The 14,160-nt window shown below is 43.4% G+C and carries 14 protein-coding genes; 7 read left to right on the forward strand and 7 right to left on the reverse strand.

The window, feature by feature from the left end:
- The first annotated feature begins 66 nt into the window (after positions 1–66).
- Both ACMXYW_RS10925 and ACMXYW_RS10930 read left to right on the forward strand, forming a co-directional pair.
- Complete coding sequence (locus ACMXYW_RS10925; RefSeq protein WP_415901120.1) at positions 67–351, forward strand: ArsR/SmtB family transcription factor; 285 nt, start codon at positions 67–69, stop codon at positions 349–351.
- Positions 352–734: 383 nt separating this feature from the next.
- The gene (locus ACMXYW_RS10930; RefSeq protein ID WP_415904077.1) at positions 735–2,582 is read left to right on the forward strand and encodes a methyl-accepting chemotaxis protein; all 1,848 of its coding nucleotides are present in this window, start codon (positions 735–737) and stop codon (positions 2,580–2,582) included.
- A gap of 74 nt (positions 2,583–2,656) precedes the next feature.
- On the opposite strand, the gene ACMXYW_RS10935 is transcribed toward ACMXYW_RS10930, so the two are convergent.
- Positions 2,657–2,956, reverse strand: coding sequence for a DUF1330 domain-containing protein (locus ACMXYW_RS10935; protein ID WP_415904078.1), 300 nt, complete (start codon positions 2,954–2,956; stop codon positions 2,657–2,659).
- A gap of 129 nt (positions 2,957–3,085) precedes the next feature.
- On the opposite strand from ACMXYW_RS10935, the gene ACMXYW_RS10940 reads away from it, so the two are divergent.
- Complete coding sequence (locus ACMXYW_RS10940; protein ID WP_415904079.1) at positions 3,086–4,366, forward strand: MgtC/SapB family protein; 1,281 nt, start codon at positions 3,086–3,088, stop codon at positions 4,364–4,366.
- A gap of 62 nt (positions 4,367–4,428) precedes the next feature.
- On the opposite strand, the gene ACMXYW_RS10945 is transcribed toward ACMXYW_RS10940, so the two are convergent.
- The 4 genes from ACMXYW_RS10945 to ACMXYW_RS10960 form a co-directional block, all read right to left on the reverse strand.
- Positions 4,429–5,124, reverse strand: a complete 696-nt coding sequence (locus ACMXYW_RS10945; RefSeq protein WP_415904080.1) for a response regulator transcription factor — start codon at positions 5,122–5,124, stop codon at positions 4,429–4,431.
- Entirely contained in the window at positions 5,121–6,542 is a 1,422-nt protein-coding gene (locus tag ACMXYW_RS10950; RefSeq protein WP_415904081.1) for a sensor histidine kinase, read from the reverse strand. The genes ACMXYW_RS10945 and ACMXYW_RS10950 overlap by 4 nt, the downstream gene beginning before the upstream one ends.
- A 142-nt stretch (positions 6,543–6,684) precedes the next feature.
- A complete protein-coding gene (locus ACMXYW_RS10955; protein ID WP_415904082.1) occupies positions 6,685–7,086 on the reverse strand; it encodes a hypothetical protein in 402 nt (133 codons plus the stop codon).
- A 182-nt stretch (positions 7,087–7,268) separates the two neighbouring features.
- On the reverse strand, positions 7,269–10,010 hold the full coding sequence (locus tag ACMXYW_RS10960) for a GNAT family N-acetyltransferase (RefSeq protein WP_415904083.1): 2,742 nt from the start codon (positions 10,008–10,010) through the stop codon (positions 7,269–7,271).
- Positions 10,011–10,380: 370 nt separating this feature from the next.
- Between ACMXYW_RS10960 and ACMXYW_RS10965 the strand changes: the two genes are divergently transcribed.
- Complete coding sequence (locus ACMXYW_RS10965) at positions 10,381–10,968, forward strand: HupE/UreJ family protein (RefSeq protein WP_415898705.1); 588 nt, start codon at positions 10,381–10,383, stop codon at positions 10,966–10,968.
- A gap of 251 nt (positions 10,969–11,219) precedes the next feature.
- Positions 11,220–11,441, forward strand: coding sequence for a PA3496 family putative envelope integrity protein (locus ACMXYW_RS10970; protein WP_415904084.1), 222 nt, complete (start codon positions 11,220–11,222; stop codon positions 11,439–11,441).
- A 51-nt stretch (positions 11,442–11,492) separates the two neighbouring features.
- Here the strand turns inward: ACMXYW_RS10970 and ACMXYW_RS10975 are convergent, their stop codons facing one another.
- Positions 11,493–11,714: a hypothetical protein gene (locus tag ACMXYW_RS10975; protein ID WP_415898707.1), complete on the reverse strand. Its 222-nt coding sequence runs from the start codon at positions 11,712–11,714 to the stop codon at positions 11,493–11,495.
- A 128-nt stretch (positions 11,715–11,842) separates the two neighbouring features.
- Here ACMXYW_RS10975 and arfB point away from each other — a divergent pair, with 128 nt between their 5' ends.
- The gene (arfB, locus tag ACMXYW_RS10980) at positions 11,843–12,256 is read left to right on the forward strand and encodes an alternative ribosome rescue aminoacyl-tRNA hydrolase ArfB (protein ID WP_415904085.1); all 414 of its coding nucleotides are present in this window, start codon (positions 11,843–11,845) and stop codon (positions 12,254–12,256) included.
- 174 nt (positions 12,257–12,430) lie between these two features.
- Here arfB and ACMXYW_RS10985 read toward each other — a convergent pair whose 3' ends face one another.
- Positions 12,431–12,964, reverse strand: a complete 534-nt coding sequence (locus tag ACMXYW_RS10985) for a YaeQ family protein (protein ID WP_415904086.1) — start codon at positions 12,962–12,964, stop codon at positions 12,431–12,433.
- Between the two features lie 107 nt (positions 12,965–13,071).
- Between ACMXYW_RS10985 and ACMXYW_RS10990 the strand changes: the two genes are divergently transcribed.
- Positions 13,072–14,139: a nucleoid-associated protein gene (locus tag ACMXYW_RS10990; protein WP_415891979.1), complete on the forward strand. Its 1,068-nt coding sequence runs from the start codon at positions 13,072–13,074 to the stop codon at positions 14,137–14,139.
- Positions 14,140–14,160: the final 21 nt, after the last annotated feature.

The following is a 14,160-nucleotide window of genomic DNA, read 5'->3' on the forward strand; positions in this document are numbered from 1 at the left end:
GCGCTTCGGAGTGTTAACTTGAACGAGACCGTAAATGCACCTTTAGACTCGGAAACATTGGAGATGATGAAATCCAATGCGAGCAAGGCTGCAAAATTGATGAAAGCACTAGGCAATGAGAGTCGACTACTCATTCTTTGTAATCTGGATGGAAAAGAACTGTCTGTCACAGAACTGAATAATTGCCTAGATTTAAGCCAGTCTGCTTTATCGCAACATCTGGCTGTACTTAGGAAAGATGGATTAGTGAAAACCCGTCGGGAATCACAAACCATCTACTATTCACTTCAGGGGGATACTGCGAAAAGGATTATTCACACCCTACACGAGATGTTCTGTCCATCTCTTTAATGAAAAGGCCGCTTAGCGGCCTTTTTTTATGCCGCCAGTACACTGCCCCAAACAGTATGTCCTTACTTTTTGCCACACCTCAGGTCAACCTAGACATTCCAGCAACCTGATTTACAATGCGTTAGCATTTATGGATTTACTGTCTGGAAAAGCCCTCTCAAATCTTTTAAACCTCGTGACAAAGTGGCTTGCTAGTCTACCGCGCCAACGAAGCACGCAAGCATCTATAGTCGCATTTAGACTTCTGATTGGCTTTTATTGTTTAATAATATCCTCTTGAAAAAACCTCCTACAATTTTTTGGCAACATATCCAATCTCTGTCTATATTCAATTTTATTAAAATTTAATGACATGGAAGTAAGCCCACGACAAGGAGGTAGTTATGTCTATCCGCCGCGCTTTTATTCTTGTTTCCCTATTGGTTATTGTTGCTATGACAGCGATGACTTGGATGCTCTGGCAAACCAGCAGCCGTATTTCTGGTTTGGGTCAGCAATACGCTGTTGCTAAGGGCCTCACCAACGACATGTTGATGCTACGTCGACACGAGAAAGACTTTCTCTTACGCAAACAGCTCAAATACGTGGATAAGTTTGAAAAACGTATTGCTCTTATGCGTAACAATATCGACTCACTTGCATCGCAATTAACCTACGCCCCAGAAGTTCAAAAAGACTTAGGCGCAGCACAACATCAGCTCGATATTTACCAACAAAAACTGATCGCACTTGTAGAGCTCGATAAGAAAATTGGCCTTGATAAAGACAGTGGCTTACGTGGAGCCTTTAATCAGTCAGAAAGAACACTCCATCAAAAAGTAGCCAACACTGGTGATAGTCAGGCAATCTCTAAGATATTGCACCTGATATTGTTAGAAAATGACTTCCAAAATAGTTACGACCTCAACTCGAAGACTCTGCTGCGCGAAAGCTTAAAAAATACTCACAGCTATATGCAGCAAGTCAATCTGCCTGCTGCAGACAGCGTCAAAACTTTTGAAGATACCGCCCATGCCCTTGCTGAAGCGCTCCAGCAACGTGGCTTAGACCAAAATTCAGGATTACGCGGTGAACTTCGCAGCAGTATTCATGAAGTAGAATCTATATTTGGGGGCATCTACACCGACCTTGAAGGTGCTATTTCTAACGCTTTGCATACCTCACGAATGCAAGGTGTCGGGATGGCAGCAGCCCTCACAGCGATCATTGCCGGCTTGCTCTTATGGCAAACCTTCCGCGTACTTAATCGCTTACAAACGGCTAATTATAAAATGTCCAATATCAGTCACGGCGGTGGCGACCTCACCCAACATTTAGACCTCCCAGGTCAAGATGAAGTGACCGAACTTGCTCATTCGGTAAATGATTTTATTGATACCACAGCAGGGCTGGTACGCGAGATAAAAGAGAAAGGCGAGACAGTAGAAAGCAGCGCACATCATTCCGTTGAGCTAAGTAAACGCTCCCAAACAGCTATTGAGGAGCAGCGTAACAATACATTGGCGGTGAACCAAGCCGTGCAAGAACTCGTCACTGCAGTAGAGCTAATTGCATCCAGCAGTACACAAGTTCAAGATAGTGTCAGCAGTGCTGATCAACAGATGAATGAAGGCAGCCAAATCATGGCTGAAACCCACCAGCAGATGGAAAAGCTTACCAATAATATCAGCCGAAGTAGCGACCTAATGCACTCACTCAGTCAATCAAGCACTAAGATTGGCAATGTAATAAGCGTAATCAGAGATATCACTGAGCAAACTAACTTGCTCGCTCTTAACGCTGCAATTGAAGCCGCCCGAGCAGGCGATAAGGGCCGAGGATTTGCAGTAGTTGCCGACGAAGTGAGAACACTGGCGCAACGCACTCAAAGTAGCACTGTAGAGATTGAATCGATGATCGAAACCCTACAGCAGCATGTCACAGAATCTGAAGTAGCCATGCAAAGCAGCTTGAAGCTCAGCGAAACGATGAACAACTCCATTGGCGCAGCTAATTCAACTATGCAATCCAACAAAGATGCCATGGATGAGATTCGTGAAATGGTGATTCAAATTGCAGGGGCTACCGAGGAGCAGATGTACACAGTCAAAGGCGTAGAGGATGCTACACAGCGGATATCCTCCTCTGCTGAGCAACTACTGTCCGACTCATGCGAGAGCTGCAGGAACTGCGAGTGTTTAGAAACCCAAGCCCATCAGATGCGCGAGGACGTCTCTAAATTTATTGTGTAATTGAAAACGACTTGGTCTAGTCAGCCCCCAGCTGGCTGGATCAAGTTCTTGCTGAAGCAATAAAGGTAAAGAACCTAATCGGAACAACCTTGAGTCAAGATAACATTCACCTCAGCACAAGACTGCCTTAACTCTCGCCAAGGCCGATATTCATCAGAGTCATACCAAGCTTTAAACAACTCCACTGATGGGAATTCTTGAACAACAATCAGATTACTATCCCAACTACCTTCTAATACCTCACCGAAATCGCCTTTGACTAAAAACTTACCGCCGAATTTTTCCAATGTTGGCACGTGTCCTACCACATACTCATAGAACTTTTTCTTATCGTGAATTTTGACAATATTCACAATGTTGTAAGCTTTAGACATCTAGAAAACTCCACTTATCTTAAGCAGGATTAGAAAGGTTCAAAGATTAACGACTTAAACCTTACCCTCTTTTCTTTCTTATTGCTCTGTAAACTGGCGATAACCCCGAAACTGTCTCAATATTAAATTATGGATGTTTCGTTTTTCTCTACACCAATCAATTTATTTTGGTCCCTTCTTATTGCCTTGGCTCTAGGCTTGATCATAGGCATTGAACGAGGATGGTCTCAACGCCATCGCTCTGAGGGAAGTCGTATTGCAGGGATTCGAACCTTTGCTTTAACCGGGCTGTACGGCGGATTATGCGCTGCACTTGCTAAGGACTTTTCAAGTTGGCTACTTGGATTCGGCTTAATTCCACTGATTATTATTCTCGCCGTCGCCTTCAGTATCCGTCATAAAGAGAACAACACCGTTAGTATCACGGGTATTGTTGGCCTATTAATTACCTATACGCTTGGAGCGCTCGCCGTGTCTGGGGAACCTGTTATTGCCTCGGCAGCCGCCGTGATCGTAGCGTTGATTCTGGATGGTAAGCCCGAGCTGCATTCGGCACTTCATAAGCTTGAAGAGTATGAACTTGACGCTGGCTTAAGGCTATTATTAATCTCAATAGTCTTGCTACCGATCCTACCTGATGAGGGCTATGGCCCTTGGAACGCCATTAATCCTTATGAGATCTGGTGGCTAGTCGTACTGATCGCCAGCATCTCTTTTCTAGGCTATTTTGCAATCCGAATTGGAGGAGCTCGGCGTGGTATTATGTTCACGTCCGTTTTTGCAGGGCTAAGTTCTTCAACTGCATTAACGATCCAGTTCTCTAACCTCTCTAGGGAACAACAACCCCTCTGCCCTCTACTAGCAAGCGGAATTCTGTTCAGTTGTGGAACAATGTTTCCTCGAATTCTGATGGTATTGCTCGTCATCAATGCACCACTAACATATCAGCTATGGCCCTCTATGCTCATAATGATGGTTGGCTTCTATCTTCCTGCGCTCTGGATATGGCTTAAATACAGTGATGGAGAAACGAACAATATCAAAACTCAACGTAATCCATTAGCGCTAAGCTCTGCGGTTTTCTTTGGGTTTGTCTTAATGCTGGTAATGCTGCTCTCACAAGCACTAACAGAATGGTTTGGAGATACAGGAACACTGCTTTTATCAGCCATCGCAGGTTTAACCGATGTGGATCCCATTACTCTGACACTAGGCAGGCAGACACCTGAATCGATAGACGTAGAAATTGCTTTAGCAGGAATATTTATAGCGGCTACAATGAACAGCTTAGTTAAGATGCTGATCGTAATATTTGCCGGTGACAGATCCTTATCGATTCGAACAGCACCGGCAATGCTTGGCGCCATCTTACTTGGCGCTCTGACTATTTATGCTACGCATCTAGCATAAGACCACACAAGGTAATTAGGGCAACACGAGGAACATTTGGGAATCACTATTCCCCATCAAATTTATCCGACGCCTTTTAATTTATATCCCATTCCATAAACCGTTTGAACAATTCTGGGAGCTCCTAAATCTTTTTCCATTTTCTGTCTTAAAACCGAAAGAAATTGATCCAAAGTTCGGCTATTAGGTAGGTAAGCTCTCCCCCAACATTTGTCCAAAATTTCATCTTTCGATAGTACTCGCCCTCCACTTGCGTGAAGCATCTGTAAAAACTCAAGTTCACGCTTACTCAAGCAGACTTTTTCATCAACATAGCTTAGTAGCATACAGTCAACATCAACGGTCAACTCACCTAGTTGAAATGTTTTCGATTGTACAGGTTGTCTCGATTTAAGGTACTGCTCTCGCCGAGCCAAAGCAGTGACACGTGCAATGAGCTCATCAGGGTTAAAAGGCTTTGTCATGTAATCATCAGCACCTAAGCGAAAACCTTCGATCTTATCAACTTGCTCATCAAATGCAGTAAGAAGAAGCACTGGCTGAAATAAGCCTCTTTCACGCATAACTGCACAGAGCTCTATACCGCTAAGATAGGGCATCATCACATCAAAAATGCATAAGTCAGGTTTGTATTCACCAAGCTGATACAGTGCATCTTTACCATTTTTCACGGTATGACATTCAAAACCTTCTTTTTGTAATAACAGTGCCAAGCCTTGGTTTAGATGAAGATCATCATCAGCAATTAATACTTTCATTGGCTTTCTTCTATCGGCAATTGAATGGTAAAAACGGAGCGCTCTACATTTTGGTAACTTATCTGACCACCTGCATTTTCTATAAGCTGTTTTGTTACAACAAGGCCTAGACCAAACCCTTCTTCGCTTTTAGTTTTCTGGGGATCATATTGAAACAAACTGGTTTGGCGCTCTGCTGTGATGCCGTCCCCGCCATCTCTGCAGGTAATCATCAAGCTATCGTTTTGTAGCAAAAAATCCAGTTGCGCAGGCTGTTGCGGCGCGTATTTAATAAGGTTATCAACGAGATTTACAACCGAGCATTCAAGAGCGTCACGAGCAATAGTCACCTTATGTGTACATTGAATGTCAATGGTCAAATCGATACCACTATGTTTCAATCGCGGCTCAAAAGGGTTAATCAGCTGATGGATAAAAGGCTCTAAATCAAGGGTCTCAAGTTTAGGCTTACTCACCAGTTCAGCATGTTCGAATAATATGGCGTTATTTAAAAAGCGTCGCATACGAAAAAATTCAGCATCAAATACATCCATATAACCCAATGTTTCTTTATGCGACTCACTTCGGCGGACAAGATCTGAATAAAGCCTCAAATTTGCTAGCGGCGTTTTAAACTCGTGTGCAACTAATCTCAAAAAATCAGTCTTTCTTTCATTTTCTTTAATAGAGCGTCGCTGTGCCCAAAATAACCAAGCCCCAAGCCCTAGCATGAGTACAATTAGAGGAAATAAGATGGCTACATATACAGGTTGAAGGTGTTGTGTGTCGGCATTGAGAGGTTGATATATAAGTTGCCAATCGATAAAAATTCCACTTAAGGGCCAAGTTAGATTGGCACCGTGCTGTTCAAGGTTAGCCTTTTCTTTATTATTTTGTGAAACTGAACTTAACTGCAACTGATCACTTTGATCAATTCTGGGTAAAGCACCTTCCAACTCTTCCGCTAACCATCGCTGCTTAAGCAAAACACAGTAATTTAATTCTGATTGCCAACAATGTAACAAGCGAAGATCTGAAGAATAGCCTAGCGATAAAGTAATAGACTCAGACGCTAAAGAAATATCTTGTATTTGCTTTTCTATAACGGCTTCAAACTGATCGAGTAGATATTGCTCTCGTGGCAATGCTTGGATTTTATCAGGGGGAAAAATTCTGTTTAGTTGCTCATCGTAGATCAAAGTTAAATCGATAGCACCGTCGCTCATAACCAATTTTCGGAGATCATGACGACTACCATTTTTGGACTCAATCGACTCTCTTACTTTAAGGAAAGCACTCTCTATCTCTTGAGCAAGCAGGATTTCGATTGCCTTCATCGTCATTTCCTGACGATACTGTGATTCTATTTGTTTTAAAGCGGTCTCTTGATTAAGAGCTCTTACTCCTAGTAAAGCCAACGTTATTGTTGATATGAGCATTAACAATAAAAGTGCCAAATTTGGCGATGATATCCCTCTCATTTTATCTAAAGAAATCCCCTCATAAAAGGAGACAGGTTTTTACCTCCTGCCTCAAGCGCTCATCAAAAATCAGATTGAGTCTTTTAAAACTGAGGTTTGTTTATATACCGGATGAAACGGGATAACAAATGTAAGTCACAAAGAGTAAGAAGGCCCACAAACCTATTTCTAAGGTTTCTGTAATAGGCTGTATCCTCCGAATTGCCCCATAAATATGCACTACTAACATTAATGTGAAGACGACAGCCAACATATCAAATGTGAACTGCAAACCACCCTCTGTATAAGCACCTTTGAGGATAAAAAACTCAACTACTAATACAAATGCGCCTACACAACGTCCGAAGTATTCTGCTAGATCAGTGTCTTCAGGAACCCTCCACATCATCAACTTAGCCCAAGTCAGAGGCACAAAAAACAGCGGGAGTGCAAAAGTAACCGTGGTTATCGATCCCAACACCCAAAGATAAGTTAAAGCGAACTCCGAATACTGCCCTAGCATTTCAATTTTCCTTATTAGAATTTTGAAACGTAGGCTAATCGCATTTAAAAAGAAGAATGTCAGTTAATTGTAAGGATTAGATTGAGAAGTCTAATACTTTACGGCTAAAAATTAGGAAGGGTAGTTTCGATACAGTCACCCCAGTTTCCACTGGGGTAACTAATAAACAATCAGTTGCTTTATTAATGAGGCAACTGAAGGCGCATGCGCTGCCAATCTTCTGTGGGTGTATTCAACATCATTTTCATATCGACTACGTCTTCTTCAATATTGAAGCTGTTCTCAAAACCTAATTTTTTAGCCAAGTTTTGCATGCCTTTGTTGTTCGGCAGTGTCGATCCAATAATCTGCAATGTTCCTCGGCTGCGACAGTAATCAACAATTTTGCTCATCAGGGCAACACCAAGGCCTTCACCTTGAAGATCATCACGGATTACAACACTGAACTCAGCTCTAACGTTATCGGCGTCGGTCACCGCTCTTACAACCCCTAGAGTTTCCATCTCTTTAGAAACTTCACGTGGAACAGAGATGATAAATGCCATTTCACGGTCGTAATCAATTTGAGTCCAGTTCGCCAGTTCCTGATGGGTCGGTACACCACGGCTGTAGAAATAACGTAGACGGATAGATTGCGGGCTAAGCTTGTTATAGAACTCGAGATGGTTTGGTTCATCTTCACCACGAATCGCACGCATGATTGCCTTGCGGCCAGAGCGCTTCAATGTGATCTCTTCGGTGAGATGTTCTGGATAAGGAGAGATTGAGAGATCACCCTCATCTACTGAAATAGACACAGAAACATCTGTCGCCAAAAGACCGGCCTTATTGACCAATAGTGGGTTGATCTCTAAACACTTAAGGTTTGGCAGATCGACCACCATTTCTGAGAGATTCAGCAGCAATTTACACAGTTGCTTCATATCTTGCTCAGGACGATAGCTGTTTTCTTCGATTATTTTACAGATACGCGACTGACGAATGAGCTGATGTGCCAAAGCCATATTTAAAGGCGGTAACATCACATGACGGTCCGAAAGCACATCAACAGTATGACCACCAGCGCCAAAGACAATGACAGGACCAAAAGTAGGATCTCTTGTAATACCGACATTGATCTGTAGCGATTGGAAACCGCGTTTCATCTGTTGGACACAGAACCCCATCTGCTCTTCAGGACTGTAGGTCTCGCCTACCCGGTAAGATAGCTGGGTAGTCGCATGCTCAACCTCGGCTAGAGAGAAAAGATCCTGTGCAACATCCTTCCAACGCTGGCTACCCTGCGCATCATAGCTAAATGGATAGACATTATGAGTGTGTAGTGCTTTTACCCTAACCGAGTTCTCAATGTTTCTCGAGAGCTTAACCACATCGTTAATATTATCGCTGTAGTAAGTATTCGAAACCGGGATGTCGTATAGATCTAATAACGCACAAGCTTCTTTGTGCTGTAAATAGTCTCGGTTTTCCGCTAAGGCGTTTTGGATTAGATCTCGCGCCTTAATGTGGTTGGGTGTATTTTGCTCAATATATGGAGGCGGCGTTTGACGCATCACCTCTTGGTTACGGCGAAACTCAACCATATACATAAAGGCATCGATAGACTCTTCTGGTGTTAAGAAGGTTGGGATACCTGCAGTGTTACAGCGATTTCGCGCTTCAATCGCAGTTGCTCGGCCCATGAAGCAAGTCAATACATTACGTGGGGTTTTCTTAGCAACTTGAATAACCTGTTCCGCGGTTTCAACACCAGGCGCAAGTCGCGTCGGTGCATGTACCATCAGAACCGCATCTACATTTTTATCTTTGGTGAGCAGGCGCACAGCCTCAGCAAAACGCGCAGGGTCAGCATCGGCGTTCAGGTCTACCGGATTGGATCGATCCCAATGCGGCGGCAGGATTTCAGCTAATGCTTCTACCGTTTCCTCAGTTAAATGGGCTAGTTGACCTTTCTTATTCAAAAGGTGTTCCGTCGCCAGAGCATTAGGCCCCGTGCCATTAGACACAATCGCCAAGCGCTCACCGCGCATACGTTTCATGTGGGTTAGGGTCTCTAACGCGTTAAATAACTCATCAGAGGTTTCGACACGTACAACACCCGCACGTCGCAATGCAGCATCGTACACCTGATCATCATCATAAATACCAGGTGCGAGTTCTGTACCAGACTTTTCACCACTAAACGTATCGTTTTTAAGTACCAATACCAATTTGTTTCGCGATGCAGAACGAACAGCCGATAAGAAGTCTCTAGCAGAGCCATCTACTCGATTGAGCTGTAATAAAATCGCATGGGTATATGGGTCTTGAGCGAGATAATCGATCACCGATGGAAGATCGACATCGGCACCGCCACCTAAGGTAAGGAAGTGAGAAAAGCCAATCTCCTGACCAGTTGCCCAATCGATCATGGCCGTACCTAAAATACCGGACTGCCCCACATAAGCGACCTTTCCTTTTAGGATATTCACATGGGAATAGCTGGCATTCATATTATGACCAGGTACCAACATCCCCATACAATCTGGCCCTAGGATTCTGATGCCGTAAGGCTTAGCGGCTTCTCTAACTTGATCACGCAGGGTCTGGTGATTTTCATCTTCAATAGATAGACCACCAGTTAAGATCATGGCTGCTTTGACCATACTCGCACCCAGTGCGCGAATGATGTCTGCAACGGTTTCCGGTGGTGAACAAATTATGGCTAGCTCGGGCATTTCGGGTAGTTGATTAAGTTGGCTATAGCATTTAATGCCATGAACTGTGTCATACCCTTGGGAGTTAACTGCGTATAAAGATCCTTTAAAGCCGCTTTCTTGTAAGTTTTGAATAACCACGCCGCCCATACTATTTTCGCGGGCAGAGGCACCAAATACAGCGATAGATGCTGGTTTAAAAAAGCGTTTAAGATATTTTGTAGACACGCCAGTAATCCCTCGTAAACGGATAGCTTGCAGTGTACTCCCTTTTGCACTGCAGCAAAACAAAAAATATAGACCAAGGTCTTATAAAAAACAGCATTTTCACTACTTATGAGTTAGATCAATTTTTGTAGTGACAGCCGACTGGTTACTAAGTTTCCAGCTTTAAACGTTTTTGCTATCAAAATGGGCTTTTTAAAACCCTGCATCCATTTCAACAGATAGTTTCGCAGCGCTCAATAGGGCTAACCATGGGCTGTTGGCTTAATCCTCATGATTTCAAAAACTTGGCACTTCCGTTGCTAATATCTTAGAAACGAGAGTAAGTATCCAAAGCCTCTCCTCATCCATACAAAATAAAAAGGATAGTCTAATGAGGACAATTTCCACCCCAGTTAAATCCAGTCTAGCGCTAATCGCAGGCTCACTAATTGCCCCATCAGCATTTGCTCACAGCAACCTATTAATGGAATCCAGTTTGATATCTGGCTTACTCCATCCACTAACAGGGATCGATCACCTACTAGCACTGTTAGCTGTCGGTTTCTGGGCCGGACAGCAACACCTTAAAAATAATCACTTAGTGCCTTTCGCACTTTTTAGCATGCTATTAGCAGGCTTCTTCTTAGCACTTAACGGTTTGATGTTCCCTGCAATTGAAACAGGCATTGCAGTATCCGTATTAGTGCTAGGTCTAATGGTTTCTAAAGTGATCAATCTAACAAGTGCTGTAGCCTTGCCGCTGATTGCAGTGTTCGCGATCTATCACGGTTCAGCTCATGGTGCCGAGTTAGGTTCCGCCGGTATCGCAGCTTTTGCTTCAGGCTTTATGTTGAGTACTGCGCTGCTATTTTGGTCAGGCAAAACGCTAGCTGATCAGATCAACCGTACTATTCCAAAATTAAATACTTGGGCTGGAACAGGCATCGCACTGTTCGGCGCTATGTTTCTGGTCGCTTGACCATCTGTTATAGCGAGATAGCCATCCACTTCTGCTATTTCGTTATTCGCTGGCAATAGTTACCTAACTAATTGCCAGCACCTTTCTTTGCTTCACCACACCCAAAGTGCCTTGTCGGGTAACTTTTACCCGACTTTTTTCTCCTTTTTGCCTTTAGCTAACATATTCAGCATAAATCTCTTTCCTATTTCTAAATCTGTACCATACTCAGGCTATATAGAGATCGATTTGTTTATCCCTGAGGCAAAGATATGAGTCACCAAGGCCCCATAAATAGCGAATCTAATCAACAGACCCTGTCTGATGAATCCGTACTTGAAGACGAGTTACTAGCGTCTGAAGAGCTATCGACCATTTATAAGAAAGAGAGCATCAATCCAGCTAAGCGCCGTCGTTTAGAAGCTATGCGTGAAGAAAAAGAGCTGCAAAAAGATCTACGTGAAATCTTCGACGATGACGACTGGAAAGACTAACCAAGAAGAAGCTTAGATTGATTTCATAATGACACGCATCTGCCTGTGTTATTAAGCACAGGCAGATGGTTTGTGCTCAGTCATTTCCGACTCAGGCTGGACTATATCCAGTAAATAAATTTCATGTTCTGTGAATTCAAACATCGTGTTACATAGCTGACAGCGATAGATACTGCTGCTTGGTGACGCTCTTTGCACGTTAAGATGCTGATGGGGTTCACTGATAATTGAAGATTCAATTAACTGCCTGCAGTGGTTACATTTGGAATCCATGTCCTCCGCCCCCTGTTAATTTGAGTGGTACATCAAGAATGGTTCAGGTATGGCGGTTATTCAAACTCTGTCAGCACTTTTTTCTATCTTTTTTTCATTCCTTTTCACGCTATTGATACAATACATTCATGTTAAAGATAACCAACCGCGTTTATATCTATCCGCACGAGCTAGAGTTCAATGCTATCCGCGCCCAAGGCAGCGGAGGCCAAAACGTCAATAAAGTATCTAGTGCGATCCATCTTCGATTTGATATCAAAAGCTCCTCCCTGCCTGAATTCTACAAAGAGCGACTACTTGCCTATCGTGATCAACGCATCACCAAAGAGGGCGTGATTGTGATTAAGGCGCAAAACTCCCGCGATCAGGAACGTAACAAGGAAGATGCAAAACAACGACTGTTAGAGCTTATCCAAGCCGCTACCGTTGTAGAAAAAGCAAGAAGAGCGACCAAGCCCACACGAAGTTCGCAACGTAAACGCGTTGATAAGAAAACTCAGCGCGGGCAGATCAAAAAGAATCGAGGTAAAGTGGATTATTAGTGCTTTTACGCTTCATCGATTTGATAATGCTTTCGATGAGGGTTTCCTTTCTGGATCAATAAAACATAGAACATCACAAAATAGCCTAATCATCAGAGATGGGCTTTGCGACTTAGCTAAAGCGAAACACCCTAGCCACTAGCCACTAGCCACTAGCCACTAGCCACTGAAATTTTATGAAAGCGCACTAACCTCAACTTCAACTTGGTTATCACCGGCAGCTACGAAGATCTGGTTTTCGCTCAGTGTAATCGTTAACTCCATCGTACGGTCACACAATGCTTCTAGCTGAGTCACTTGTTCAGCATCGAACCGAAACACCTGTGTTTTTGGCAAGGCTTTTAGGCCATCACCGTTTTTAGCCCACCAGATATCTACTTCGCTACCGTAGGCATAGAGGATCACCTGTTCTGCTCGACTTACGCCCTTACGCATACGTTCTGGGGAAGCTTGTCCCACTTCGATCCAACAACTTACAGAGTTATCAGGACGCACAACCCAAAGATCCGGCTCGTCGGCTGTTGATAAGCCTTTGGTGAAATCTAGATCTTGATCATAGTTCAGCGCATAAGCAAGGATACGCACCATCATTCTGGTAACCGTTTCTGATGGGTGCAGAGCAACTGTTAGCTTTTCGCTCGTATAAATATCCCGATTCATATCCACCAAATTAAGCGAAACTTTGTGGATAGTTGGTTTAAGCGCCATGAGCTCAGCCTTATTCGTAGGATTGGGAGCATCTTTATACTGCATCTCCTTTGAGTTTTAAATACAATCCTTGCTCTGCTTTTTTGACAACGCTGCTGAGGTCATTCATGGAATTAAAACATCTAGCTATTCGAGAACTAGTTAAAGAATCTGAAGATGCGCCTGCGCGTATTACAGATCGTGGTGGTGTTATTCCGACAACTGAACCTATCGCTAACCAGCTATTCGAAACACTAAATTCAGCATTCAGCCGTCGTTCTAGTCTGACTCACGGCTCGTTCAATCATGAGAATGAAGAGGGCTACCCATTTATCTCAGCTTTCGAAAGTTTTGTTAATGCAGAATGTAACGAGCAGAGCTTTGTTGAGTTAACAGAAAAAAGTATGTCTCAGCTAGCGGTTGCGATTAACAATCCATCGGCTCATACCGCTCACGGCGGATATGTGCTGTTTGCTATGTATGCAAGCGATCGTTATGAATATATGTTGATCGCACTCGTACGCGATAAAGCAGGCATTGGTTTTGACAATGACCTTCATCCCACCGAGGTGATGGAAATTAATCTTGATCAGTTGCATCAAGGTGCGCGGATCAACCTAACCACTTATAGAAAAAAACAGGACAGCTACCTCAGTTTTATTGGCAGTAAAGAGAAAGGTGAAATCACCCATTACTTCTCTACTGCGTTTGGTTGTACAGATGTCACCCCTTCACGCAAATCAACGGGTGAATTGATTCGTGCAGCAAGGGATTTCTGTAACCAAAACAATATGAGCGATCGTAAAGAAGAAGTGGTTGAGGATGTCGTTAGCTACCTATCCAAGCAGCGTACTGAAAAAGAATCCGCGAATCTGAACGACATTGAAAACCTGTTTGATGCTTATATTCCACCCGAACAAGCAGAAACAGCGGCAGGCACCTTTGGCACATTTGCCAATAAAGGCCCGTACAATGTTAGCCAGGAATTTCAGCCTCACACCAGCACAATTAATCGCTTCGCAAAACTCAAAGTAAAAGCTGATAACTGGAGTTTAGATTTCAATAAGCGCAGCCTTGGCGATCTAAATGGCAGTAAAGATATTGAATTTGATGAAGATAATGGTCGAATTATTATCAACCGTCTGCCAAGTAAAGTTATCAATCAACTACGCGAGGCTTTAGAGCAGGAAGATTAATTTGCGATTTGATGTAGTGTT

Origin of the sequence: Neptuniibacter sp. QD48_55 (assembly GCF_047778115.1) — a bacterium.
GTDB lineage: Bacteria > Pseudomonadota > Gammaproteobacteria > Pseudomonadales > Balneatricaceae > Neptuniibacter.

Coding starts and splice junctions, on each gene's coding strand:
- ACMXYW_RS10925 (WP_415901120.1), top strand. CDS start 67: ATGAAATCCAATGCGAGCAAGGCTGCAAAATTGATGAAAGCACTAGGC.
- ACMXYW_RS10930 (WP_415904077.1), top strand. CDS start 735: ATGTCTATCCGCCGCGCTTTTATTCTTGTTTCCCTATTGGTTATTGTT.
- ACMXYW_RS10935 (WP_415904078.1), bottom strand. CDS start 2,956: ATGTCTAAAGCTTACAACATTGTGAATATTGTCAAAATTCACGATAAG.
- ACMXYW_RS10940 (WP_415904079.1), top strand. CDS start 3,086: ATGGATGTTTCGTTTTTCTCTACACCAATCAATTTATTTTGGTCCCTT.
- ACMXYW_RS10945 (WP_415904080.1), bottom strand. CDS start 5,124: ATGAAAGTATTAATTGCTGATGATGATCTTCATCTAAACCAAGGCTTG.
- ACMXYW_RS10950 (WP_415904081.1), bottom strand. CDS start 6,542: ATGCTCATATCAACAATAACGTTGGCTTTACTAGGAGTAAGAGCTCTT.
- ACMXYW_RS10955 (WP_415904082.1), bottom strand. CDS start 7,086: ATGCTAGGGCAGTATTCGGAGTTCGCTTTAACTTATCTTTGGGTGTTG.
- ACMXYW_RS10965 (WP_415898705.1), top strand. CDS start 10,381: ATGAGGACAATTTCCACCCCAGTTAAATCCAGTCTAGCGCTAATCGCA.
- ACMXYW_RS10970 (WP_415904084.1), top strand. CDS start 11,220: ATGAGTCACCAAGGCCCCATAAATAGCGAATCTAATCAACAGACCCTG.
- ACMXYW_RS10975 (WP_415898707.1), bottom strand. CDS start 11,714: ATGGATTCCAAATGTAACCACTGCAGGCAGTTAATTGAATCTTCAATT.
- arfB (WP_415904085.1), top strand. CDS start 11,843: ATGTTAAAGATAACCAACCGCGTTTATATCTATCCGCACGAGCTAGAG.
- ACMXYW_RS10985 (WP_415904086.1), bottom strand. CDS start 12,964: ATGGCGCTTAAACCAACTATCCACAAAGTTTCGCTTAATTTGGTGGAT.
- ACMXYW_RS10990 (WP_415891979.1), top strand. CDS start 13,072: ATGGAATTAAAACATCTAGCTATTCGAGAACTAGTTAAAGAATCTGAA.